Annotated in this window: 22 protein-coding genes, 3 tRNA genes, 1 pseudogene and 1 riboswitch; of the genes and pseudogenes, 23 read left to right on the top strand and 3 right to left on the bottom strand. The window is 49.3% G+C overall.

The window, feature by feature from the left end:
- Together C0623_09455 and C0623_09450 are read right to left on the bottom strand one after the other, a co-directional pair.
- Positions 1-888, bottom strand: a complete 888-nt coding sequence (locus tag C0623_09455; protein ID PLX99294.1) for a hypothetical protein — start codon at positions 886-888, stop codon at positions 1-3.
- 117 nt (positions 889-1005) lie between these two features.
- A complete protein-coding gene (locus C0623_09450; protein PLX99293.1) occupies positions 1006-2295 on the bottom strand; it encodes an O-acetylhomoserine aminocarboxypropyltransferase in 1290 nt (429 codons plus the stop codon).
- A gap of 224 nt (positions 2296-2519) precedes the next feature.
- Between C0623_09450 and C0623_09445 the strand changes: the two genes are divergently transcribed.
- Positions 2520-2606: transfer RNA gene (locus C0623_09445), tRNA-Leu, on the top strand.
- A gap of 43 nt (positions 2607-2649) precedes the next feature.
- Here C0623_09445 and C0623_09440 read toward each other — a convergent pair.
- Positions 2650-2928 carry a hypothetical protein gene (locus C0623_09440; protein ID PLX99292.1) on the bottom strand — a complete coding sequence of 93 codons (279 nt, stop codon included), beginning with the start codon at positions 2926-2928 and terminating at the stop codon, positions 2650-2652.
- 466 nt (positions 2929-3394) lie between these two features.
- On the opposite strand from C0623_09440, the gene C0623_09435 reads away from it, so the two are divergent.
- From C0623_09435 to C0623_09330, 22 genes and pseudogenes are all read left to right on the top strand, one after another.
- Positions 3395-4153, top strand: a complete 759-nt coding sequence (locus C0623_09435) for a hypothetical protein (protein ID PLX99291.1) — start codon at positions 3395-3397, stop codon at positions 4151-4153.
- A 311-nt stretch (positions 4154-4464) separates the two neighbouring features.
- Positions 4465-5142 (top strand): Crp/Fnr family transcriptional regulator, encoded by a 678-nt coding sequence (locus C0623_09430; GenBank protein PLX99290.1) that lies wholly within the window; start codon positions 4465-4467, stop codon positions 5140-5142.
- A gap of 130 nt (positions 5143-5272) precedes the next feature.
- Entirely contained in the window at positions 5273-5635 is a 363-nt protein-coding gene (locus C0623_09425) for a nitrous oxide-stimulated promoter family protein (protein ID PLX99289.1), read from the top strand.
- A gap of 129 nt (positions 5636-5764) precedes the next feature.
- Positions 5765-6556, top strand: a pseudogene (locus tag C0623_09420) (4Fe-4S ferredoxin).
- A gap of 190 nt (positions 6557-6746) precedes the next feature.
- Positions 6747-7310, top strand: coding sequence for a hydrolase (locus C0623_09415; GenBank protein PLX99288.1), 564 nt, complete (start codon positions 6747-6749; stop codon positions 7308-7310).
- 55 nt (positions 7311-7365) lie between these two features.
- Positions 7366-8655: a Fis family transcriptional regulator gene (locus C0623_09410; GenBank protein ID PLX99287.1), complete on the top strand. Its 1290-nt coding sequence runs from the start codon at positions 7366-7368 to the stop codon at positions 8653-8655.
- On the top strand, positions 8645-9082 hold the full coding sequence (locus C0623_09405) for an acyl-CoA thioesterase (protein PLX99286.1): 438 nt from the start codon (positions 8645-8647) through the stop codon (positions 9080-9082). The genes C0623_09410 and C0623_09405 overlap by 11 nt, the downstream gene beginning before the upstream one ends.
- Positions 9083-9093: 11 nt before the next feature.
- A tRNA-Val gene (locus C0623_09400) sits at positions 9094-9168 on the top strand.
- 205 nt (positions 9169-9373) lie between these two features.
- On the top strand, positions 9374-9706 hold the full coding sequence (locus C0623_09395; GenBank protein PLX99285.1) for a hypothetical protein: 333 nt from the start codon (positions 9374-9376) through the stop codon (positions 9704-9706).
- Complete coding sequence (locus C0623_09390) at positions 9691-10413, top strand: hypothetical protein (GenBank protein ID PLX99284.1); 723 nt, start codon at positions 9691-9693, stop codon at positions 10411-10413. Before C0623_09395 ends, C0623_09390 begins: the two co-directional genes overlap by 16 nt.
- 62 nt (positions 10414-10475) lie before the next feature.
- Positions 10476-10555 (top strand) — tRNA-Val (locus C0623_09385).
- Positions 10556-10885: 330 nt separating this feature from the next.
- Entirely contained in the window at positions 10886-11656 is a 771-nt protein-coding gene (locus C0623_09380; protein ID PLX99283.1) for a hypothetical protein, read from the top strand.
- Between the two features lie 135 nt (positions 11657-11791).
- On the top strand, positions 11792-14704 hold the full coding sequence (locus C0623_09375) for a type III restriction endonuclease subunit R (GenBank protein PLX99282.1): 2913 nt from the start codon (positions 11792-11794) through the stop codon (positions 14702-14704).
- Positions 14701-16410, top strand: coding sequence for a hypothetical protein (locus C0623_09370; GenBank protein PLX99281.1), 1710 nt, complete (start codon positions 14701-14703; stop codon positions 16408-16410). Before C0623_09375 ends, C0623_09370 begins: the two co-directional genes overlap by 4 nt.
- 71 nt (positions 16411-16481) lie before the next feature.
- Positions 16482-17915: a hypothetical protein gene (locus tag C0623_09365; protein ID PLX99280.1), complete on the top strand. Its 1434-nt coding sequence runs from the start codon at positions 16482-16484 to the stop codon at positions 17913-17915.
- A gap of 164 nt (positions 17916-18079) precedes the next feature.
- Complete coding sequence (locus C0623_09360; GenBank protein ID PLX99279.1) at positions 18080-19663, top strand: DNA methyltransferase; 1584 nt, start codon at positions 18080-18082, stop codon at positions 19661-19663.
- 6 nt (positions 19664-19669) lie between these two features.
- A complete protein-coding gene (locus C0623_09355; GenBank protein ID PLX99278.1) occupies positions 19670-20053 on the top strand; it encodes a hypothetical protein in 384 nt (127 codons plus the stop codon).
- Between the two features lie 143 nt (positions 20054-20196).
- Positions 20197-20274: riboswitch (cyclic di-GMP riboswitch) on the top strand.
- Between the two features lie 6 nt (positions 20275-20280).
- Positions 20281-20787: a hypothetical protein gene (locus C0623_09350; GenBank protein PLX99277.1), complete on the top strand. Its 507-nt coding sequence runs from the start codon at positions 20281-20283 to the stop codon at positions 20785-20787.
- Positions 20784-21551, top strand: coding sequence for a hypothetical protein (locus C0623_09345; protein ID PLX99276.1), 768 nt, complete (start codon positions 20784-20786; stop codon positions 21549-21551). Before C0623_09350 ends, C0623_09345 begins: the two co-directional genes overlap by 4 nt.
- 75 nt (positions 21552-21626) lie before the next feature.
- Entirely contained in the window at positions 21627-22910 is a 1284-nt protein-coding gene (locus tag C0623_09340; GenBank protein PLX99275.1) for a hypothetical protein, read from the top strand.
- 456 nt (positions 22911-23366) lie between these two features.
- Positions 23367-24053, top strand: coding sequence for a hypothetical protein (locus C0623_09335; protein ID PLX99274.1), 687 nt, complete (start codon positions 23367-23369; stop codon positions 24051-24053).
- On the top strand, positions 24050-24295 hold a 246-nt coding region (locus C0623_09330), incomplete at its 3' end, for a hypothetical protein (GenBank protein PLX99273.1). The genes C0623_09335 and C0623_09330, both read left to right, overlap by 4 nt.

Raw genomic sequence — 24295 nt, 5'->3', positions numbered from 1 at the left:
TTATTGTTTCCATCGTTTGTGGACCCAGAACCACTGGCTCGGCTCGACCCGGATCGCATCCTCGATGATGTTGGTCAGCCGAGCGGTATTGGCAGTGACATTCTCATCATTGATCTCGCCTTCGAGAAAGATTGCCGCGTCGATAACAACCCGATACTTGAAATCTTCAGTTCTGTAGACAAAAATCGGAATGACCGGGATGTTCCGTTTCATGGCGATCTGGGTGATAATCGGGGTGGTCCAGGCCGGACGATCGAAGAACGGCACCTGAACGGCCTCCCTGGCGTGCATGTGGTGATCGATCAAAACGCCGACGCAGTTCCCTTCCATCAGGTTCTTGACGATCTGCCGGGCTCCCTTGTTGGCATCGATCACCTGGGCGCCGCCATGTTCGCGCAAGCGGATCATGTAGTCATTGATGTATGGGTTCTTTGCTTTTTTGGCTACAAAGGCCGGCTTGAACCCGAGTTCCGGCAGGAAAAATGCGCCGATTTCCCAGAACCCGACATGGCCGGTTGCAAGCAGAACGCCCCGCCCCATGGATTTTGCCGCCTCGAGGTGCTCAAGTCCTTCAAAGGTAAAGTATCGATCAAGGTCTTGTTTGCCGTGGAACCTGTCGATATTGATCATCTCGGCAACGCTGATGCCAATGTGACGGAATGTTTTCTTGCAGAGGGTTTCGATCTCGCTTGAACTTTTTTCCGGGAAGGAGCGGGACAGGTTGCGCAGGACCAGTTTCCGGCGGCCGGCCATCAGGATTAGCGCGAGTGAACCGAGTCGCTCGCCACAGCGCAGGGAGAGGGTTCGCGGCAGGGCTCTGAAGAAGACAACGACAGGTAAAAAAACCAGGTATTCGAGCTTGTTTTGCAGGGTACGGTTGCGGGCCATTGCTGCCTCTGTTCAGGGATCGAAAACGGAAGAATTCTAGCATGATCGGGCAGCAATCGACAATAAAAAGGCGGACTCAAAGGAGTCCGCCTGGTGATTTTGTAATGCGCGTTGTGATTAAGCCTGGCTCGCCTTGAGAGCCTGGTCGAGGTCGGCGATAATGTCCTCGACGTCCTCGATCCCGACTGAGACCCGAATATAGTCAGGGCTGACCCCGGCCGCAATCTGATCAGCTTCAGAAAGCTGCTGGTGGGTCGTGGTCGCCGGATGGATAACGAGCGTCTTGGCATCACCGATATTGGCCAGGTGACTGCACAGCTCAACGCTGTCGATAAATTTCGAACCGGCCGCCGCGCCGCCCTTGATGCCAAAGCCGAGAATGGCTCCCTGGCCCTTCGGCATGTATTTGCGGGCCCTGTCATGATCCGGGTGATTGCTCAGGCCGGGGTAGTTGACCCATTCGACCTGCGGGTGTGCATCGAGAAACTCGGCAACCTTTTGAGCGTTGTTGCAGTGCTGCGGCATCCGGACGTGCAGCGTCTCCAGGCCCTGCAAAAACAGAAAAGCATTGAACGGCGACAGGCAGGGCCCGAGGTCACGCAGCAGGGTCAGTCGCATCTTCAGAATATAGGCAAGTTCGCCCAGGGCTTCGTGGTAGATAAGACCGTGGTAACTCGGGTCGGGCGTGGTGAACTCGGCAAACCGGCCGCTCGACCAGTCAAATTTTCCGCTGTCGACGACCGCGCCGCCGATACTGGTACCGTGACCGCCGATGAACTTGGTCAATGAGTAGACGACGATATCGGCGCCATGATCGATCGGCCGGAACAGCAGCGGCGTGGTCACCGTATTGTCAACGATCAGCGGCAGGCCATTGTCGTGGGCTAACTTGGCGATCATCTCGAAATCATCGACGTTGTTCTTCGGGTTGCCGATCGATTCGGTATAGACGGCGCGGGTTTTATCGTCAATAGCGTTTGCAATATTGGCAGGATCAGATGTGTCGACAAACTTGACGGTTATTCCCAGCCGCGGCAACGTATGGCTGAACAGGTTGTGCGTGCCGCCGTACAGGTAGCTGCTCGAAATGATATTGTCGCCGGCCCTGGCGAGGTTGAGGATGGCAAGGGAAACGGCAGATGATCCCGAGGCGAGGGCGAGGGCGCCAACCCCACCATCCAGTTCGGCCAGTCGCTTCTCAAGGACATCGGTTGTCGGGTTCATGATCCGGGTGTAGATGTTGCCCATTTCGGCCAGTGAAAAAAGGTTGGCTGCATGCTCCGAAGAATCGAAGGTATAGGATGATGTCTGGTAGATCGGAACAGCCCGCGAGTTGGTCGTTGGGTCCGGGACCTGGCCGGCATGCAAAGCTTTAGTGCCGAGGCCGAGTTTTTTTTCATCTGACATAAGCGTTTCTCCCGAAAAATTCTTTATTAGTTAATGTGCATATCAGGTTTTAGATAATATTTATACTTTATTGTAATTGTCAAGAAGAACCTGCCGCTGTTCATGGAAACTGATTGGCCCGAGTGGTCAGAGGAGACTCTTAAAAGATATCAGATCGTATCATGAAACCCAGTCTTTTTTTTATTGCATTGCGTATATCCATTTGATATAAAAACTCTCTCTTGGCTCTGGTGGTGGAATTGGTAGACACGCTAGGTTCAGGGTCTAGTGTCCGTAGGGACGTGGGAGTTCGACTCTCCCCCAGAGCACCAGTTGAAAACGGGACCGGCTGTAAAGCCGGTCCTTTTTTTAGGTTCATCGCACTTTACCGGGAATTAGTGGTGCGTACTCAAATTCCTCCATACTTTTCCAATCGCATCCGGAAAGCCGCAGCCGCGACCGCGCAGTTCTCATGTCTTCAGGGGACACTTCCCTGAACTTCGGGTAGTGTCCCCACCAACTTTTCGACTCCGTTTGGGGGCCGATTGATGATTTTGACTCACCCCCTTTGCTCTTGAGGTCGCTTTCGGCAGCACGGTCACTGCACCGCAGCCCGACCGCAACCGCCACGGAGTCGAACTGCGTTTGCCTCAAGGCAAACTCCCTGATAACACAGTTGAACAGAAATATTTAAGTCGGAAAAAAAGCCCCCGGCCAGGGAGCCGTTTTCTGCATACTCTTTTATGGCTCAATAAAAGAGTATGGCGGAGTGCGCGGCCGCGACCGCGCGGTTTTACTATCTTCAGTCTTCAGGTCAGGGACACTTCCCTGAAAGTCGGATCGTGTCCTCCCTACCTGACTCTTTTTGCCTGTCCTGAGTCAGCTGAAGGGGGAGTTTAATGCTGTATTCACTCTCATCTGCGAAGAACTTTTTTTTATTGACTGTACCTGAGTGTTTGAATGAATTTTCATACTTGTTCCTGACAGCATCGTATATACCGACTCGCTACAAAGCTACAAAGTGCTTGATGTGAGCGATTTCTGGTTGTGGTTTTTGTCTTGACTTGAGCGCTCGAGCCGTGAGATTTTATTGGAAAATCCTAACCTCGGGAGTTCTGTGATGATAATAGAGCGAATGGTCAAGGTCGGTGTGCTGGTTCTTCTGATTATCGCAATCGCCTCGGTTCCGGCGGTCGCCAAATCGAATCTGATCAACGGTTACCAGGAAATCAATGCGACAAAGTTGAAAACAATAATGGATGAAAGTGACCCTCTCGTTGTTTTTCCGTTAAGTTCAATCGAATTCAATGATCTTCATATAGCCGGTTCTGTTAATATTCCGTTACATGCACTTAATGAACAGCTACCGACAGATAAAGAGCGAACTCTGGTTTTTTACTGTCTTGGTATGAAATGCACGGCTTCCTGGCGGGCCGCCGAAAAAGCTGTGAAATTTGGGTACAGCAATGTTTTCGCCTTCAGGGCTGGTCTTCCGGCCTGGGTTGCCGCCGGCTATCCGACGGTTTCAACAGTGAAGTTGCCGAAGGTCGATGTCGAGAAGATCTCGACCGATAAACTTTACGGCATGGTAGAAGGGGACGATGATATCGTTGTTCTTGATGTCTGCCTGAAACGCGATGCTGAAAAATTTTGGATTGATTCGCCGAAACGGATTCACATTCCCCTGGATGAACTTGAAGCCCGTATTAACGAAATCCCGAAAGATAAAAAGATTGCCGTTATCTGCCTGAAAGGCAAGCGCTCCCCGACCGCTATTCGATATCTTACGGCCAAAGGCTTCACCGATCTGCTTTCAATCAAGGGGGGTATGCAGCAATGGATTCTTGAAGGCAAGCCAGTCAAAACCAAATCCAGTTAAACGAATACCTGTGAAATATACATTGAGCCGCATCCACTTGGTGAATGCGGCTTTTTTATTACCCTTCTGTTTGTTTGATCTCAAGTTGTGATATCATTCGCGATCATATCCAGGGTGCTGCATGTGTTTATTTTGCAACTGATAGGCCTGTCTTCCTGCGGAGGCACGCTGTCGGGTTTTTGTTGCACCTGCGAAAAAAATTGAGTCTTGCCGAGAGTGTTTTTTCAGAATTTTAAGTATTATTATATCAATATCTTGTGTCAGTATAGCTAGATTTAACATTAGCAATTGATTGTGTCAGGGGAGGTCGTATGACTCTTAAAGATGATCTGTTGTCATGTCCGATGTTTTCCGGAGTGACCGACGAGGATATCAATTCATTATCCGAAATTATCCGACTGAAAAACTGTCAGCAGGGTGAACTGCTATTCTCCGAAGGTGACGAGGCAAACGGTTTCTATATCCTGGCCGAGGGGCGGGTCAAGGTTTATAAGCTCTCGGCCGAAGGGAAAGAAAGAATCCTGCATATCGTTCAACCGGGAACCTCGTTCGCCGAAGCAGCGATCTTCGGAGATGGTCATTATCCGGCCTATGCCGAACCGTTACAACCGTCACGACTGCTTTTTTTTCCGAAACGTAATTTCCTTGATCTGCTGAATCGCAAATCACAGATTGCGATCAATATGATCGGTGGCCTCTCCCGGTTTTTACGCGAGTTTGCCAGTCAGGTTGAACAGTTGACTTTCCAGGACGTGCCGGCCCGCCTGGCCCGCTATATTCTCGATCTTGCCGGCGACGAGGAAGAAGAGGTGACCCTGCCGATACCGAAAGGCCAATTGGCCTCCAACCTCGGCACGGTCAGTGAAACGCTTTCACGAACCTTCCGCAAGATGACAAGTGAAGGCCTGATCACGGTTAAGGGGAAGGTGATCACGATCGACGATCGCGACCGGCTTGAAGATCTTTCGGAAAGTACCAAGGAACGCTGATGCGCGCATTTTTTGACTTGCGTCAATGTGCGTAATACCTGTTGCGTATAAAATCAACTATTAAAAATACAAATCCACTTTACACTTGCTGCCTCTTTCAATGATATGCAGCCGTTTACGCGGGACCGTCATGACCGTAGAGACATTGCCAGATCTAAGCCGTAAAGAGATCAAGGATTTGCGCGTTCTGGCACAATTTACTTCCGTTTACTGCCGGGCACACCAGCACCCGGGAAAAGGTTTCTTGGCGGCCAATATTCCCGGGCTCGAAGTCGAAAATTACCCGGTCTGCGATGCCTGTCGTGATTTCCTCGATTACGCTATTGAACGGCGCCTGCGCTGCCCGCTGGACCCGCGTCCGGTCTGCAAGCATTGTCATGTTCATTGCTACAAAGAGGAATATCGCCGGAAGGTGCGCGAGATCATGCGTTTTTCCGGCCAATACCTGCTGAAGCGTGGACGAATCGATCTGCTCTGGCATTATTTCTTTTAACCGCAATCTGTGTTTTTATATTAAATAGCTGTTTTTTGACCCCGGTCAAAGTCGAGTCAGTTTCTCTTTGTTATCATCGGGTCAACTTCGACGCATTACGGATATTTTTCAGATAAAAGGAGAATGTAAATGATTCGCGATATTGTATTGATTGATGAAGACAAGTGTGACGGCTGCGGACTCTGTGTGCCAGCCTGTGCCGAGGGCGCGATCCAGATTGTTGATGGTAAAGCCAAACTCTCCGCCGACAATCTTTGTGACGGACTCGGAGCCTGTCTCGGCCATTGCCCGCAAGATGCGATCAAGGTCGTCAAGCGCGAAGCGGATGAGTTTGATGAATAGGCGGTCGAGGAACATCTCAAACAGACCGCTCCGGAAAAGCTGGAGGCGTTCCATGCCGAGCACCAGAACGCTCCGGCCGGTGGCGGTTGCCCTTCGGCCCGTGTTCAGAGTTTTGCCAAGCCGGAAGCTGCAGCCGGCGGTGGATGTCCTTCGGCCCGGATGATGAACTTTGACAAAAAGCCGCAAGAGGCAGGCAATGTAGAAGGACAGCGCCCCTCGGAACTCCGTCAGTGGCCGGTTCAGCTGCACCTGGTACCGCCGACCGCGCCGTTTTTCCATGGTGCTGATGTTGTGCTCGCAGCGGACTGTGCACCTTTTACCTATGCCGACTTCCATAAGGATATACTCAAGGACAAGGCGCTGGCGATTGCCTGCCCGAAACTTGATGATACCTCGCCGTATGTCGATAAGCTGACGGCAATGATCACCGAAAGCGGAATCAAGAGCCTGACCGTAGTGCTGATGGAAGTTCCCTGTTGCGGTGGCCTGCTCGCCATGGCCAAGCAGGCGATTGCCAACAGCGGCCGCGACATTCCGCTGGAGACGATCGTGGTTGGAATCCAGGGCAATATCAAGTGAATCGAAACTTTAATCAGTCATGAGCATGAAGATAGTAAGCAGGGCAGCCCGAAACGGCTGCCCTTTATTTTGCATATCAGCTATTTCACCTCTGACTGTTAATTCATCTTTTCACACCAAGATTAACCGTTTGACAGGCTTCCTGCGCTGCCGTAAATTGAATTCATTTGTGCATATTGAAGGAGGTTGTATGTCATACGGTATAAGCCGCGAAGAAGCGTTCAAACTGGTTGCCGACACGCTCGAAAACGACAACCTGATCAAACACTGCCTGGCGACCGAAGCGGTGATGCGGGCTCTGGCGCCCCGATTCAATGAAGATCCCGAAAAATGGGGGCTGGCCGGTTTGCTGCATGACCTGGATGCCGAAACCCAGCCCGATCTTGAAATCCACACCCGGGAGACCGAAGAGGTTCTGCGTGAGAAGGGTGTCGATGCGGAAATCATTGAAGCGATCGGCATGCATAACGAAACGGCCCGTGATCGTAAACGTTCATCGACCTTTGAACATGCCCTCGCAGCCGGCGAGACCATCACCGGCCTGATCGTTGCCACCGCCCTGGTTTATCCCGACAAAAAACTCGCTTCGGTCAAACCGAAGTCAGTACGTAAGCGGATCAAGGAGAAGGCTTTTGCCGCCGGAGCCAACCGCGATATCATCCGCGAGTGCGAGCGGATCGGCATTCCGCTCGATGAGTTTTGTAATCTCTGTCTTGAGGCGATGCAGGAAATCGCAGATGATCTTGGGCTTTGATAAATTGCTGATATAATTAAAATGACTTTGCAATGAAATACGGAAGGGGCATTACTTGAAGAGCTTGACGGCAACCGAGAGGAATTTTCTCGGAACAATCCAGAAAATCGCATTCAGTAATCCTTATGGTGAGGAATGCCGGCAGGCCTGTCTCGATTTTTCCAACAACAAGATCGCGGCCCCACCTGACTTGCTTGAGTCAGCATCCCGGCAAGTCGATCAACTTCTCGGGCGTCTCAAGAATGAAAACAACATGGACCTGGCACAGTACAGCGAAGAGGATCGCTGGCTGCTGCATCATGGTGTTCTGTTTCTCTGTCTTAATCGGTTCAAGTCCGGTTTTGAAAAACTGATCACTGAGCAGTTCCGGCAAGGCTCGCTCAATGTTCCGGTTCCTTTCGCTGCTGATGCCTTGGGGATGATGACCCGGGCCGGAATGTCGTCTGAGATTGCCCAGCGCCACTTAGCATTCTTCTACCAGATACATCGGGCTCATTATTTTCTCAATAGAACCCTGATCGGCGAGAGTTCATCGATGATGAAGTTGCGTCACGATCTATGGAATACCATCTTCACCTATGACTTCAAACTGTATGAGCAGTTCCTCTGGGAGAGTATCAGGAGTGTCTCGACCGTTTTTACCGGTGAATCCGGGGTCGGCAAGGCGACCGCAGCCAGAGCGGTCGTCTGCTCCGGTTTTGTCCCATTCGAAGACAAAACCATGACCTTTGTCGAACCGTTTACCGATTTTTTCAAGGTGGTCAATCTGGCCCAGCATTCAGGTGTTCGGCTCGAGTCGGAATTGTTCGGTCATCAGAAGGGTGCCTATTCCGAAGCGGTGGAAAATTATCAGGGAGTTCTGAGCCGCTGTTCAAGTTATGACGTTATCTACCTCGATGAAATCAGCAAGATGCCGGATCCGGTTCAGGCCAAGCTTTCATCGGTTTTGCAGTTCCGCAACTTCACCCCGGTCGGAGGGCATAGCTCCCAGTCTTTCGCTGGCCGGATTATGGCGTCGAGCCGGGTTTCGTCGAAGGAACTGGTCGAGGCCGGACAGTTGCGCGAAGATCTCTACTACCAACTCTGCGTCAATGAAATCCATATCCCGCCGTTACGTCAACGCTTCAAGGAACTGCCGGATGAATTTGAAATGATGATCCGCCACGTGATCAGGCAATTCACCGGACAGGATTCAGACAACCTGGTCGGCCGGGTGATTGAAGGACTGCATGATCATGTGCGCCCAGGTTATCATTGGCCCGGTAATATCAGTGAACTCGAACAAATCGTTAAAAAGATACTGCTGGTGAGGAATTATGAAAGCCGACCCCTTAATGAAAACTGAAATGCCCCTGATTGTCCGTTACGCTGAAACCGACGCGCAGGGCGTGGCGCATCATGCCAACTACCTGATCTGGTTCGAAGAGGGGCGTTCCGATGCCCTGCGGCAGAATGGACTGCATTATACCGATTTTGAAAAAGCCGGCTATTTTCTCGTCGTTGCCGAGGCAAATGTCAGGTACAAGGCACCGATCTTTTATGAAGATCAGCTGACAATCGAAACAACTCTGACCTCGTTCCGGAGCCGGATCATGAAATTCAGTTACCGCGTTCTCGACAAAGACGGGAAAGTGAGGGCCGAAGGGGAGACGGCGCATGTGGTCGTCGGGCCGGATAAACGACCGACAGCCTTGCCCGATTCCTTTATCGAACAACTGGAGAAGATTCAGGCGCGGGATAAAAAACTGGCATCTGATAACCATAAACTTTAAACTGAAGCAAAGGGCGTTTAGCTCAGCGGGAGAGCACTGCCTTCACACGGCAGGGGTCACTGGTTCAATCCCAGTAACGCCCACCATAAAATCAAGGGGTTACAGCTAAGATGCTGTAACCCTTTTTTCGTTGTGCCTTTTTTGTGCCGATCAATAATTCAAAGATTATTATTTAATATATTGATACGATTCCCGCCACCTAAATGTTTGTGCACCACAATAGCTGTTATTTTGTTTTATGTGGTGTACAATAATCTTGCCAATGTATGCACCACATGATATGTAATTAATATGAAAGTGGTGCACAAAAAAAATGATGAAGTTTTGCAGGGAATGCTTCGGGATGAACTGGATCGATGCCAGAAGTTGATGGATTCCCTGCGTGCGGATATCGCCGAGTTGCCTAAGGGGTCAATCCACCAGCGGGAACGAAACTACAAAGGCAAGGTATCCGTATATCACTATCGCAAGTTCCGCAAAGCGGGGAAAAGCGTTTATGAGCATATTCCTGCGGATCAGTTGGACCACCTGAAAGAGCAGATTGAAGCTCGCCGGAAGAAGGATGCCTCGTTGAAGAAGTTTGCCGACAGGTCACGCTATCTTGAGAAATTGTTAAAGGTTTGAAGTTGGCCAAGTACAAAGTTGATAGTGACCTTGGGTTGCCTGCCGAAATCCTCGAACTGCTGAAAGTTCTCGATAAAGCCGATTTCTTTAATGACGGTCTGCTTGTCGGTAGCTGGGCAATGCTCTTCTATGAAGAGGTGCTCGGTATAAAGTATGTGCTGCGGACTGGCGATATAGACTTTGCACTGGTGCCGGGGATTTTGAAGGAAGCCAGAGCGATTGACCTCGAAGCAGAATTCAAGGCTCTGGGGATGGAGCCGGTCACTGACAGTGAAACCGGCTTGCAGAAGTTTTTGACCGATTTGTATGAGGTTGAATTCCTGGTGCATCGCCCGGGTGGACGAGAAGAGGTCAAGATGGTTCGGAAATTCAATGTCATTGCCCAGGCGATGCCGTTCATTGATATTCTGTTTATCGATCCGATCGAGGTTGAGTTCGCGGGCTGCCTGATTCGCATTCCCCGGCCGGAAGCACTCTTTTTCCAAAAACTGATCGTCGCCCAGCGGCGTCCTCAAGAGTGGAAAAAGGAGAAAGATCTGGAGCAATGTGGTCTTCTTGCCGGGCAATTGGATATTAAGGTGCTTGAGGCGATGGCCGGGGGATACAGGATGAGCAAGAAGACCCGGTACATGATTCGAGAATCCTGCAAGGCTATCGGCTTCGAACCATCCCATATAATTTTGAAGGATACAGTGACTAAAAAGTGACTATTATGGATGATGTAAATACCAAAAATAAGGTGGTGAAATCTCAGAAGCCCCTAAAAATAGGGGTTTTGAAAGATTGGTGAAAGTCGAAAAAGCCTTCACACGGCAGGGGGCACTGGTTCGATCCCAGTAACGCCCACCAGAAACAAAAGGCTCCGGATTATTCCGGGGCCTTTTTTGTGTTTCATTCTCGACTTGATCGGCAATCCAGCTTTGCTTTTTGAATGAAAAACCTGTAGTTTGTTTAAGTTAATTATTTTGAGTTGATCGGCTTTGATTGATCAATATTTATTGTTTTTATTTGGGTTGTTTCGGTTGGTTTCACTGATGACTGCCAACTGATATCTGACAACTGGTTTTACTGGAGTTTCAGATGGGTTTGCTGGAGGCGGGGTTAGTTGAATACTTGAGGATGACCGCTTGGGCCGGTGTGATGGCCAGGCGGTTTTTTGTTTTTTGAGGGAGGGGTGGAATGTGGCTATTTGTTGATGAAAGCTGGCCGCCGGAAAACCATAATCCGCATTTTGGTGTGTTGTTTGGAATCCTGGTTCTAGAAAACCAGCTGATGCGGCTCGATAAGTTTTTATATGACACCAGAAAGAAATATTTTGGTAAAGAAAACGCCAAAGACAAGACGAAGGATTTAAAAGGGAAACAACTACTATCTAAAAAAGTTTTGGAAATGATTACGCCGGGGAAACCATTTCCTAACAACATCAGTATTGTAAAAGAGATTCTCTCATTTCCAATAGTAGACCATGGAGATTTCTACCTTAAAGCCTTTGCCTCAACTGTTTTCAGAGAGGACGCAAATCCATCTTTACTTTCCCCGGACCCAAAGAAACTTTCAAGACCATTTAAAGAAATGCTTGAAAACGTTTCTCAAGCTGCTCGTGAGGATCACAAAGGGAAGAAGGTTAATTTGGTTTTTGATCAGAGACTTGGGGCGCAGCAGGGGATTGCAATCGCTATACACAATTACATAAATGGTATGGGCTTGAAAAATATATCGAGTTACCCTTATTTCGCCGTTTCGAATGTGAGTCCAGGAGTGCAAGTAGCAGATATTATGGCGCATCTGCTTTCAAAGAGAGCGCAGAAAAAGCAAGCCGTTATGAGCCTTTATAAATCAATGTGCAAATTACAATGGGAATCGAAAGATGGGAAGCGATTTGGTTTTGTAAGATACGATGAAAAGAAGGTTGATGGGGAAGTGAAATACACAATCAGAGGGACATGGTAGAAATAAAAAAGGAGTCAGGGCCAGTCCGGGAAGGACCTCATTGAGACCGGGCAGGTCTCATCCCAACTCCATGTAGCAATTTATATCTTACTCTTATTCAGAAATCAAATTTATTATTGATGAAGAAAATTTATTATGACTCCCGCACCAGAAGCTGAAGCCAGAAAACAAATTGATGCTATGCTCACAGCATGTGGGTGGCAGGTGCAGGATGTCTCTGCTACCAACATTCATGCTGGTCGTGGCGTGGCGATCCGAGAGTTTCCGCTTTCTGGTTATGGTTTTGCTGACTACCTGTTGTATGTCGATCAAAAAGCTGCAGGAGTCATTGAGGCAAAAAAGGTCGGCTCAACACTGACAGGTGTTGAGGTGCAGTCTGCCAAGTACACTACAGGCTTGCCAGTAAGTCTCCCTGCTTGGCATAACCCGCTGCCATTTTGCTATGAATCGACTGGGATTGAAACCCGCTTCACCAATAGTCTCGATCCAGAGCCCCGCTCACGTAATGTCTTTGCTTTCCATCGACCGGAGATGCTAGCAAGTCTGCTGGATAGCGCTCTTACTGTCTCGCCAGAAATCGGTCAAGTAGCGGCTGACTCGTTTTCTGCTTATGGCCAACCGGCGACCTTTCTCTCACGCATGCAGCAGATGCCGGAGTTGATCACCGAAGGATTGTGGCCGGCACAGATCAAGGCAATTGAGAATCTTGAAGTCTCCCTCAAGGAGAACCGTCCGCGTGCATTGATCCAGATGGCGACCGGCTCAGGCAAGACCTTTACCGCCATCAACTTCATCTACCGGCTCATCAAGTTCGCCGGCGCACGGCGGGTATTGTTCCTGGTCGATCGTGGCAACCTCGGGCGGCAGACCCTCAAGGAGTTCCAGCAGTTCGTCTCACCGTATAACAACTTCAAGTTCAGCGAGGAGTACATCGTCCAGCATATGACCAGCAACATACTCGACACCACCGCGCGGGTCACCATCTGCACCATCCAGCGGCTCTTCTCGATGCTCAAGGGTCGCGAGCTGCCGGAGGAGATGGACGAAGAGTCGATGGATGAACTCGGCTCGCTGTTCAAGGAGCCGGAGCCGATTGAGTACAACCCCGACTTCCCGATCGGCACCTTCGATATCATCGTCACCGACGAATGCCACCGCTCGATCTATAACCTCTGGCGCCAGGTGCTCGAATATTTCGATGCCTACCTGATCGGCCTGACCGCGACTCCCTCGAAGCAGACCTTTGGTTTTTTCAACAAGAACCTGGTTATGGAATATGGCCATCCGCACGCCGTTGCCGATGGGGTTAATGTCAATTACGACGTCTACCGCATCAAGACGGCCATCAGCGAGCAGGGGGGCGAGGTCGAGGCAGGCTATTACGTCGATAAGCGCGATCGCGAGACCCGCGAGGTGCGCTGGGAGCAGCTCGACGACGATGTCAGCTACGAGGCCAAGCAGCTCGATCGTGACGTGGTCGCCGTCGACCAAATCCGCACCGTTATCCGCACCTTCCGCGACAAGCTCTTTACCGAGATATTCCCGAACCGGACCGAGGTGCCGAAGACTCTGATCTTCGCCAAGGACGACTCTCACGCCGAGGATATCGTCAAGATTGTCCGCGAGGAGTTCGGCAAGGGGAACGATTTCGCCCAGAAGATCACTTACCGCACTACTGGGCAGAAGCCGGAAGATCTGATCGCCGCCTTCCGCAACAGTTACTTCCCGCGTATCGCCGTCACCGTCGATATGATCGCTACCGGCACCGACATCAAGGCCTGCGAGTGCGTGTTCTTCATGCGCACCGTCAAGTCGCGCGCCTACTTCGAGCAGATGAAAGGGCGCGGGGTCCGCATCATCAACGACAACGACCTGCAAGCGGTTACTCCTGACGCCGTCACCAAGGATCATTTCGTCATCGTCTATGCGGTCGGGGTCTGTGAGATGGACCAGACCGATTCGCTCCCCATGGAGCGGAAGAAGAATGTCGGCTTCGAGAAGCTGTTGCAGGCGGTCGCCTTCGGCAATGCCGAGATCGATGTGGTCTCATCGGTCGCGGCACGACTGGCGCGGATGGAGAAGAAGCTGACGGCAGACGAGCAGGCCGAGGTGACGGAGCTTCTCGACGGCAAGAGTTTGAAGGAATTGAACGGTGACCTGGTCGAAGCCCTCGATCCGGATAATCATCTGGCCCGGGTTTACCTGCGCCGCGTGGAGCAAGGCAGGCAGGCGGACAGAAGTGAACCAACCGATCAGGAAATGAAACAGGCGGCAGCCCAGGTGATTGGTGAAGCGGTCAAGCCACTCTGCAACCCGCAGTTGCGTGAGCTGCTGTTGGAGATTAAGAAGAAGAACGAGCAGATTATCGATACGGTCAGCACCGATACGGTGATTTTCTCCGGCTTCACCGAGGAGAAGGCCAGGGGGGTGGTCGAATCGTTCGAGCAGTTTATTGAAGAGAATAAAGACGAAATCACCGCCTTGCAGATTCTTTACAGTTTACCTGCGCGTCACACCGTGACGCAGGCAGGCAAACGTCTCACCTACGGCCATATTAAAGACTTGGCCGAGAAGCTGGTGGCCCAGGTCGAGCAGCTCCGCATCTACCAGACCCATCCGCAGGGGTGGGAGAAGCGGGTGCCCGATGAGCTGTGGGCGGCCTACCAGAAGCTGGAGGCGGGCAAGGTGCGGGGAGCTGCGGCGAATCATATCTTGACCGATCTGGTCTCGCTGGTGCGGTTTGCCATGCATCAGGATAATGAGCTGGTGCCGTTCCCGGAACGGGTTAATGTCAACTTTAAGGCGTGGATGGCACAACAAGAGAGCTTGCCTGCGCGGAGCGGAGCGAGGCAGGCAGGTTTTACCGCCGAGCAGCGCAAGTGGCTGGAGATGATTCGTGATCACATTGCCGCCAACCTTCAGATTGAGACGGATGATTTCGATTATGCGCCGTTTGCGCAGGAGGGAGGCATTGGCAAGGTGTGGCAACTGTTTGGGGAAGATTTGAATTTGATTATTGATGAATTGAATGAGGTTTTGGCGGCGTGAGTGTTATAGCAGAATCACAATATAAGGCCGAAAATGTAGGTCAGAGAATCATCAAGCTTGATGTGAAGACCTTTCCTTCAGGGTGGAAAGTTGTTCAACTCGGTGATGTGATAGATATTCAAGGTGGTAGTCAGCCTCCTAAAAGTAATTTTATATATGAACCGAAAGACGATTATGTTCGACTCCTCCAAATTAGAGATTTTGGAAAGAAACCTGTACCAACTTACGTTCCAAGAAATAAAGTTACTAAATTTTGTGAAAAAGATGATGTCTTAATTGCTCGTTATGGAGCTTCACTTGGCAGGATCTTGACGGGTATGGAGGGCGCATATAACGTCGCCCTTGCCAAGACTATTTTCGATAAGGAAATAATCTTCCCCAAATATCTATTTTATTTGCTTCAGACCCCATTGTTTCAAACTCCTATTCACATGATCTCGCGGTCAGCGCAAAATGGTTTTAACAAAGGCGAGATTTATCCGATTGAGATACCCATTGCTCCCCTTGAACAACAAAAACGCATCGTCGCGGAGATCGAAAAGCAATTCTCCCGCCTCGATGAAGCCGTCGCCAACCTCAAGCGCGTCAAGGCCAATCTCAAGCGCTACAAAGCCTCCGTCCTCAAAGCCTCCGTCGAAGGCAAGCTCACCGAAGAATGGCGCAAGCAGCATTTACCTGCGCCGAGTTCGGTTCCCGGCAAGTTCTACACCTACGCCATCCTGTGTGACGATGACAGCATCTATATCGGGCACACCGATGACATCGAGCGTCGCTGGAAGGAACACCGCCAGGGGCAAGGGGCCGAATGGACTCAAAAGCACAAGCCGGTGAAGATCGCCCATTACGAAGAACACGACACGAGAGCTGAGGCTGCTGAAAGAGAAAAATGGCTCAAGACCGGCTTTGGTCGCAAATGGTTGAAGCGAGAGCTTGCAGCCGGGAGAACGAGGCAGGCAGGTGATGTTGAACCTGCCGACAAGCTGTTGGAGCGGATTCTTGAAGAGCGGCGTGCGAATTGGCAGGGGAGGGGGAAGTACAAGGAGCCTGTTGCGCCGGATACGGATGGTTTGCCGGAGTTGCCGGAGGGGTGGGTTTGGACTAACTTCGAACAACTTGCTGAAGGAATTCCAAATGCAATAAAGGCTGGCCCATTTGGGTCAGCCCTTAAAAAGTTATTCTACGTTCAGAAGGGCTATAAGATTTATGGCCAAGAGCAAGTAATCAGGGAAGATCCCTATTATGGAGACTATTATGTTGATGAGCAAAAATATCAAGATCTTCTTTCTTGTGCTGTAAAATCAGGAGACTTGCTTATTAGCCTAGTGGGTACCATAGGGCGAGTATTGATTCTCCCAGATGGTATTGAGCCCGGAATAATAAATCCGCGGTTAGTAAAAATCAGCCTGAATAAAGAAATAATCAACCCGTTGTTTATTAAGATTTATCTGCAATCAACTTCTGTAAAGGCCATGTTCGCCATAGCTTCACATGGTGGAACTATGGACATTTTGAACTTAGGTATTCTTAAGGGGATACCCATACCCCTGCCACCAGTGAGTGAACAGTCCAAAATTCTTGAAGAGTTTGATCGGATTGCATCAATTGAGGCAGGCTTGGTTGAAGGAATTGAGGCAAATTCACAGCGCTCTGATCGTTTGCGCCAGTCGATTCTGAAAAATGCATTTTCAGGTGAGCTCTGTAGTTGATTCTTGTGGGAAATATTTTGAATATATTTTGCTAGGTTGATGTTTTAATAATTTACTTGAGGGAGGCGGGAATGGATAACCATTTTGAAAAATTGCCAAAACTAGCAGCCGATTGTGAGAAATCATGGGCTACTACAGTCAAATTTCTAGAAAGTCTTTCATTCGATTGGACTACTGAGCACCCTTCCTTGGGTATGCCACTGGCAGAGTTTGACGCCAAGTTCAACGCTGCTCTTAGTCTGGTTAGCCCTCCTAAAAAGAATGCCAGCAAGGCTCTTTTGTCAGCATTGAGCTTGTCCCCAGAGTTCAAGATGGTTAACGATTCTTTAGTAAATATCAAAAGCCAAGCTGATGCTATAAACGGATTTTTTATAAAAGCAAAAGAATCCGGTCAAGGGGTAAGGTTTATTGATTTAAACAGAGCAGATAACCCTACAGCCGGACAAATCAATTATGGGCAATCATTGAAAGAAATCCGAAGTGGCGCAGGTAGTTTTATTTCCAAATTTGCACTATTTAAAGACTTGGTATTGAGTGGAAGAGTCTCGGATCTTGCCGATCGAATTGAAAAATTTCGGGATTTATCTGAGGAAGTAGTAACCATAAATAAAAAAATCAAACCTTTACTAGCAAATGCTGAAAGTTGGAATGTCTCAATTGAAGAAAAGCTATCTTCCTCCAAACAGATTCTGGAGGAAATAGAGGAAACACACGTTACTGCAAAAGAAGTATTAGACCATTCGGAATCTGCAAGAAATCTGATAACTGAAAAAGTAGGGCTTATTGAGGAAATCAAGACTCGTGCAGAGTCTCTTAAAGAGTCCGTTATTTCTTATCAGGAGGAGTTTGATGCATTTGAAGAAGATCTGTCTAAAAAAAATACAAAAATGGAAGAATTTGAAACTCTGACTTCAAAAGTCCTAGAAGAGAATGAGGATCGAGGTAATGAAATAGATGCACTGCTGCAAAAAGCAGACGGGATGCTTCAAGGTGCTACGAATGCTGGTTTAGCAAAAGCTTTTAATGATGCGGCTGAAAAATATGGCAGTGAAGCTATTGACGCAAAGAAAGCTTTTTATTGGGCAATTGCATTTTTAATCGGGTCAGCACTGCCACTGGCTCTTTATGTTTTCAAAATACCCGGGATTGATGGCACCGCGATGGAGATAAATAGTGGTGTAACTCTGGGCGGTGTAATTGCAAGAGGTGTTTTGTTGTTGCCAACAGTTTGGCTTACTTCTTTTACAGCGCATCGTCATTCGTCTTTATTTCAGTTGCACAGAGAATATTCCTTCAAAGCTGCAATAGCAATGAGTGTCGATGGTTTTCAGCGACAAGCTCCACAATTTAAGGAGGAAATCGCGGGAACTGCCTTCGTTGGTCTTGCAGAAAAACCTGACTACCACTCGAATAAAGTAACACCAAAATCTCCTAATCCTGTACTTAATTACTTAGTGAAAATCCTTCAAAAACGATTCGACACTATCTCCGGTAATGGTGAATAAATAATGACACCAGCAGCAATTGTATCCAAACTCCTGCCTGCACTTCGTGCGCAGATAAACTGTAACTACTGTAACGTTCTCCCTGCCTGCCTCACAGGCTCGGCGTCTACCTGTGCGTTGCACGCAGACAGGCAGGCAAGCGTGACATATCAAGAAAGTGATTTATGACTCCCGCAGCGATAGTTAGTAAGCTTTGGAATTTTTGTAATGTATTGAGGGATGACGGCATGAGCTATGGCGATTACGTCGAACAGCTCACCTATCTGCTCTTCCTCAAGATGGCCGATGAGCGGACCAAACCGCCGTATGTGCCTGCCTCGGGCTCGCCTGCGCAGAATATGCAGGCAGGCGCACACAAGCAACCGAGCACCGTCCCCGCCGAATACTCCTGGCCGACGCTGCTCAAGAAGGACGGCGACGAACTCTTCGACCACTACCGCCACACTCTGGAAAATCTCGGCAACGAAAAGGGCCTGCTCGGGCTGATCTTCAACAAGTCGCAGAACAAGTTCCAGGACCCAGCCAAGCTGCGTCGCCTGATCGTCGATCTGCTCGACAAGGAAAACTGGTCGGTGATGAGTGCCGACGTCAAGGGCGATGCCTACGAGGGGTTGCTGGAGAAGAACGCCCAGGACACCAAGAGCGGTGCCGGGCAGTACTTCACCCCGCGTCCGTTGATCCAGGCGATCGTCGATTGTATTGCACCCAAACCGGGAGAAACGATCTGCGACCCGGCCTGCGGTACCGGCGGCTTTCTGCTCGCGGCCCATGACAGCATTGTTTCCAATCATCCCCACATGACCAAGGCCGAGAGCAAGGCGCTCAAGGAAGGAACCTTCAAGGGATGGGAGTTGGTGCAATCGACCGCGCGGCTCTGTGCAATGAACTTTATGTTGCACGGTATCAGTGGTTTACCTGCGCCCGATGGGCAGGCAGGCCTCGACAGCGACCTGCCACTGGCAGTCTCCGATTCCCTCGCCGCCGATCCGGGTGACCGCTTCGATATTATCCTGACCAATCCCCCCTTCGGTAAGAAGAGCAGCACCACCATCGTCGGCGAAGATGGCAAGGTCGCCAAGGAGAAGGAGACCGTCGAGCGCGACGACTTCTGGGCGACCACCTCGAACAAGCAGCTCAACTTCATGCAGCACGTCAAAACCCTTCTCAAGCAGCACGGTCGCGCCGCCGTAGTCGTGCCGGACAACGTACTGTTCGAAGGCGGGGCAGGGGAGACCATCCGCCGCAAGCTGCTGCACGAGTGTAACGTCCACACCATCCTGCGCCTGCCGACCGGTCTCTTCTACGCTCAGGGCGTGAAGGCGAACGTGATCTTCTTCGACCGCAAACCGGCCAGCGAAACCCCGTGGACCAAGAAACTGTGGATTTACGATCTGCGCACCAACATGCACTTCACCCTCAAGACTAACCCGCTCAAGCGCAGCGACCTTGACGAGTTCGTCAAGCTCTACCTGCCTGCCTCGCGAGGCTCCGCGCAGGCAAGCCGCCAACCCACATGGAGCGAAAAAAATCCAAACGGCAGGTGGCGCAGTTACGACTATGAAGAGTTGATTGCCCGCGATAAGGCGAGTCTGGATATCTTCTGGCTCAAAGACGACTCCCTGGAGGATTCTGAGAACCTCCCGGAACCAGGTGTGCTTGCTGCGGAGATCATTGAAGACCTTCAGGCGGCACTGGAGCAGTTCCGGGAGATTGCTGAGGATTTGGGTGAGGAAGTAGAGGAGGAATAACAGAGTATGGAAAGGAAGATAATCGTTTACGGTAATCCTGATCGAACTGAACTCGGTTTTCCAACAGAACAGCATTTTCGGCATTACATTGCTGAAGGGATATTTTCAGATGAAGGTGGCCGTTATCGGTTTACCCAAAAAAAGAAGGCTGACATTATAGTCCTTTCACGGGAAGGGTTTGCCCACGGCCATTTTGTCGTGAGTTCAATGGATGCTCCAAGTCCTCATGACATTCAGGCTTATCCGAAGGTAAAACAGGTTTATTGTATTGCGAAGTCTATTCTGTATCGAAACAAAGTGAAGTTATCTAATTTAAACATCACTGGATTTCAGTTTGGTCGGTATTTGAGTGAGCTCGAATTTGAGGAAATTGCAAAATTTGCCGGATAATTTCATAAGCCGAACTTATTAAGACTATAGATCCGGGGTCAGCCTTGACATTGGACATGTTTCAAGTCAAGGGCTGACCCCGATGTTTGTTTTTGTTTGATATATCTTGACAATTCCTCCCTGAAATAATACAAGGTAATTACATCCGATAAGAGCAAACTTGGGGTGACCCAAGGACGCAAAGCTAGGGGGCTCAATAATGAGTCAGCCCGGTTGCCGAAGAGAAAATGTTAGTCACTTATAAAAGTCTATCTTCGGTTTTGGGGATAGACTTTTTTTATTTCAGGTACAGGTATATATTATTTATGAACTTAAGAATATTTGTTGTTGATGACGAAGAATGTATCAGGGACACGTTTAAGTGGCATCTGGAATCGTTTGGCCATGAAGTCCTGACGGCTCCTGAGCCGCTACTTTGTTCGGTTTACCAGGGACATCAGTGTGATCATGACGACGCATGTGGTGATGTCCTTCTTGTTGATTACAATATGCCCCGCATGAACGGGATTGAATTTATTGATCAGATGGCGCAAAGGGGATGTAAAGGGGCGACCGAAAACAAATTCATCATGTCTGGAAACACGAGCGACATTGACATGGCAAAAGCCCGGAAGCTGGGTTGTTCTGTTCTTGACAAACCGATTTCTTTAACACAACTTGAGTTAATAATAGAGGAAGCAAAAAAGAGGATAGATCCGGCCAGGAAACTGACAGAGCTATCCGTAACGACATGAGAGGGATTATGCCGCATCGAATTTTAATTGTAGATGATGAGGAAAGTATTCGTTATTCGTTTTCTGAATTTCTTACACAGGAAGGTTATGTTGTTGATGTTGCCGAGTCTTTTGAACAGGCGAAGAATTTTCTGGAGGAAAACACTTATGATGCTTTATTTCTGGATATCCTCCTTGGTCAGGACAGCGGGATAGATATCCTGAAAGCATCGAAGGAATTGAACCCGAACTGTCCTGTTATTATGATTACAGGTTCACCTGGTATTGACACCGCTGCCGAGTCTGTAAGGTTGTCAGCCTTTGATTATTTAACAAAGCCGCTCGTTCAGAATGAGATTATTAGGCATGCGCAAAGAGCCGTCCAATATAAAAATGCTTTGGATGAAAATGAACGATATCAAAAAAGGTTAAGAGCAATCTTTGAGGGTGTGCAGGAAGGGATTTTAGTTTTTAACTCGGATCTTGAAATTATAGATGCAAACTATTCGGCGATGCAGCTTTTGAATGTCGATTCCGATATTCTTGGCAAGAAAATAGATGAATTAACGAAAGAATCTGGCAGCGAAATAATCTGGCAACTCAAGGATTTGCTCCAATCAAGAGTTGAAGGAGAGTTCTATAAAATTGATTTTGAAAGTTCACCGAATAACAAGTTGCAACTTGGGATTAATATCAATCCGATCCAATCATACTCAAAAGAGGGTAACGATTTGGTGTTGGTAATGAGGGATGAGTCGCAACCCTTTACAAAAATTGAAGTATAATCTGATGTATTTATCTGTGGCTATGACCCGCTATTGAAATTTCGGTGTAAAAAAGAGTCGTCTTCTTAATTGTGGATGACTCTTTTTTGTTTTATGAGGTTTGCTAAATATACTGTCCCCAGAATCGATTCAAAGGAGAGTCCATTGCCAACCATGTCCACTGAGAAGCAGCCCATGAAAGAAAGACGAAAGTTCCCGACCGCGACAGAAAATACCACACGCAATCAGTCCCAGTCATTTCTGCTCATGGGCCGATTCAAGCTTTACGACATTCTTAGCGCCGGACAACACTCCGGGGATTTTATCGAAACCCGCGCTGAATATATTCTTGTACGCCTGCGGTTCATGACATTTTTTTACGTCATCGCTGTTCCGTTGTGGACACCCATCGACTATCTGCTCGTTAATCAGGAGCATTTCGCTGATTTGACCATCCTCAAGCTGTTACTTTCGGCTGCCCTGTTGCCGCTCGGGCTGCTCACCTTGCGCCGACTGACCAACATCCAGGTGCATGTTGTTTTTTTGCTGACCATCCTGGCTGCCGGTATGTTCTATTTTGCGTCCATGTGGGTTCTTAACCAGGGTGCCACCGAAGTTTCACTCGCCGGATACAAGTTCATGCCTTTAATGATGGTTGCAATGCTGGGGGTATTTCCTTTTACGGTGGCCTGGGGTGTCATATTGATCGCGTTGATTATGATTGTCTACCTGGGGCTGCAAGTTGCACTCGGCCAATTGATGACTCTGGACACCCTCAATATGTTATGGATATTTTTTATCCTCGGCGGCATATCCTTATGGATTCAAGCCAGTCAGCTGTTAATGTTGTTAAAACTTTACCGAGAGTCGACGCAGGATCCATTGACAGGTATGATCAACCGGCGCGTGCTGATGAAACGTCTGGTCACGGAAATTGAACAAGTCAGTAAAGGCGTCCCCTCTTTTTGTATCTTGATGTTCGACCTCGACCGCTTCAAGCGCATTAACGATAAGTATGGCCATCTGACCGGCGATGAAGTGTTGAAAACCACCGCCACTATTCTCCAGCAGGAATTGCGTGGTAATGACATTGTTGCCCGCTTCGGCGGTGAAGAATTTGTTGCAGTTCTGCCCCGGACCAGCCTTAACTTGGCAATTGATGTGGCGGAGCGTATTCGTGAGTCCTGCTATGTAACGAAGGCGACTGCTCCGAATGGAGATGAAATCCCACTCAGGACCAGTGTCGGCGTGACCAGATATGAAGCAGGGGAAGCCATTGAGGTTACTCTTAACCGGGTTGACGAGGCGCTATACCAGGCCAAGGAGACGGGACGTAATAAGGTGGTGCATAGACAAAGTGAAGGGTATTCCGGCAAATAAGTTTTGCTTTGTCATTATTTCAGGTTCTGAATATTAGAGTTAATAGCTATCCCAGATAAACCAACTATCAATTTCCGTGTGATATCCGGGACACTCTTCAGGAATGTCCCGGCAGAATTAATGTCGCATTTGCACTTTTGACAGATAGAAGATCAAACCTTTGTTTGAATCAAGTCCATAATAAATACGGTATCATGTTTTAAATTTTTGCAACCTGTCACAATCAACACTCCCTGCCAAAATTTCATTGTCCAGTGTCAAGACTATTGCGATTACGCTCTTGTCGTACCGGGCTTTTATTCCAATCCCACAAAATTTTACCTGGAAATATTTTTACCTACGCACAGTGGAAATATTCGTATAACAACAAAAAAGTCGACTGCGGTCGGATTCTTGTTGACAGGGCAGTGTCGTCAGGTATAATTCCGACCGCAGTCGACTTTTTGCGGAGGAATTATGCCAGGTATACGTGCACAGAAAAAACGTAAAACACATAAGGCGATCATCGACGCTGCGATGAAGTTGTTTGGTGAAAAGGGTTATGAGCAGACCAGTATGGAAGAACTCGCCCGCGAAGCCGGCGTCGGTAAAGGGACGATCTATGGGTATTTCAATACCAAGAGCGAAATCCTGATTGCTTTTCTCGAAGACGAAGTCGAGCACGCCTTTGGCGAGCTCGATGCCAAACGGGATGCGGTTGCCCCCTTGCATGAGCAGCTCGTTGCCCAGATGCTCGCTCAGTTGAGCTATGTCACCAGCAACCACGAGTTCGGCCGGTTATTTGCCCGTGAAATGACCTTCCCGAGTGATAGGACGGTTGGTACCAGCCGCGAACTCGATATGCGCTACTTTAGTAAAGTTGGCGAAGTTCTCGGTCAGGCCCAGGCAGCGGGAGAGTTGCCGGAGGAGGCAGACCTGTTGCTGCTGATCGGCCACCTGCACGCGGTTTACCTGGTGACGCTGTCTGCCTTCTACACGGGCGATCTCGAAACGTTGGAGGAGGCGGAATTGATGCTGAACGGGCTGGTCCTGCAGACCCTGCAGGGGCCGGCTGCCAAACCATATAAAGAGTCCGATTCCGAGCGTTGGAATGAATTCAAACAGGCGGTGCTGGAGCGCCGAAAACTGGAGTTTGAGTCATGAGACTTAAAAAAAGTCTGATACTTGTATTTTTGCTGCTGGTTGCCAATCCGGTCTGTGCCGAACCGCTGGATCTGAAGAAGGCACTGGTGCTCGGCTTGCAGAACAATCTTGATCTCAAGGTTGTGGCGCTCGATGTTCAGCAAGCTGATTCCGGTGTGCTCGGTCAAAAGAGTCAGTTTGATGTCACTGCTGAGTTAGCGGCCGGCCAGAGCGAGGCCGAGATTCTCACCGCTTCGGCATTT

The organism is Desulfuromonas sp. (assembly GCA_002869615.1).
Lineage (GTDB): Bacteria > Desulfobacterota > Desulfuromonadia > Desulfuromonadales > UBA2294 > BM707.
The sequence above is the reverse complement of the archived record's forward strand: the minus strand, read 5'-3'. Positions and strand labels throughout refer to the sequence as shown.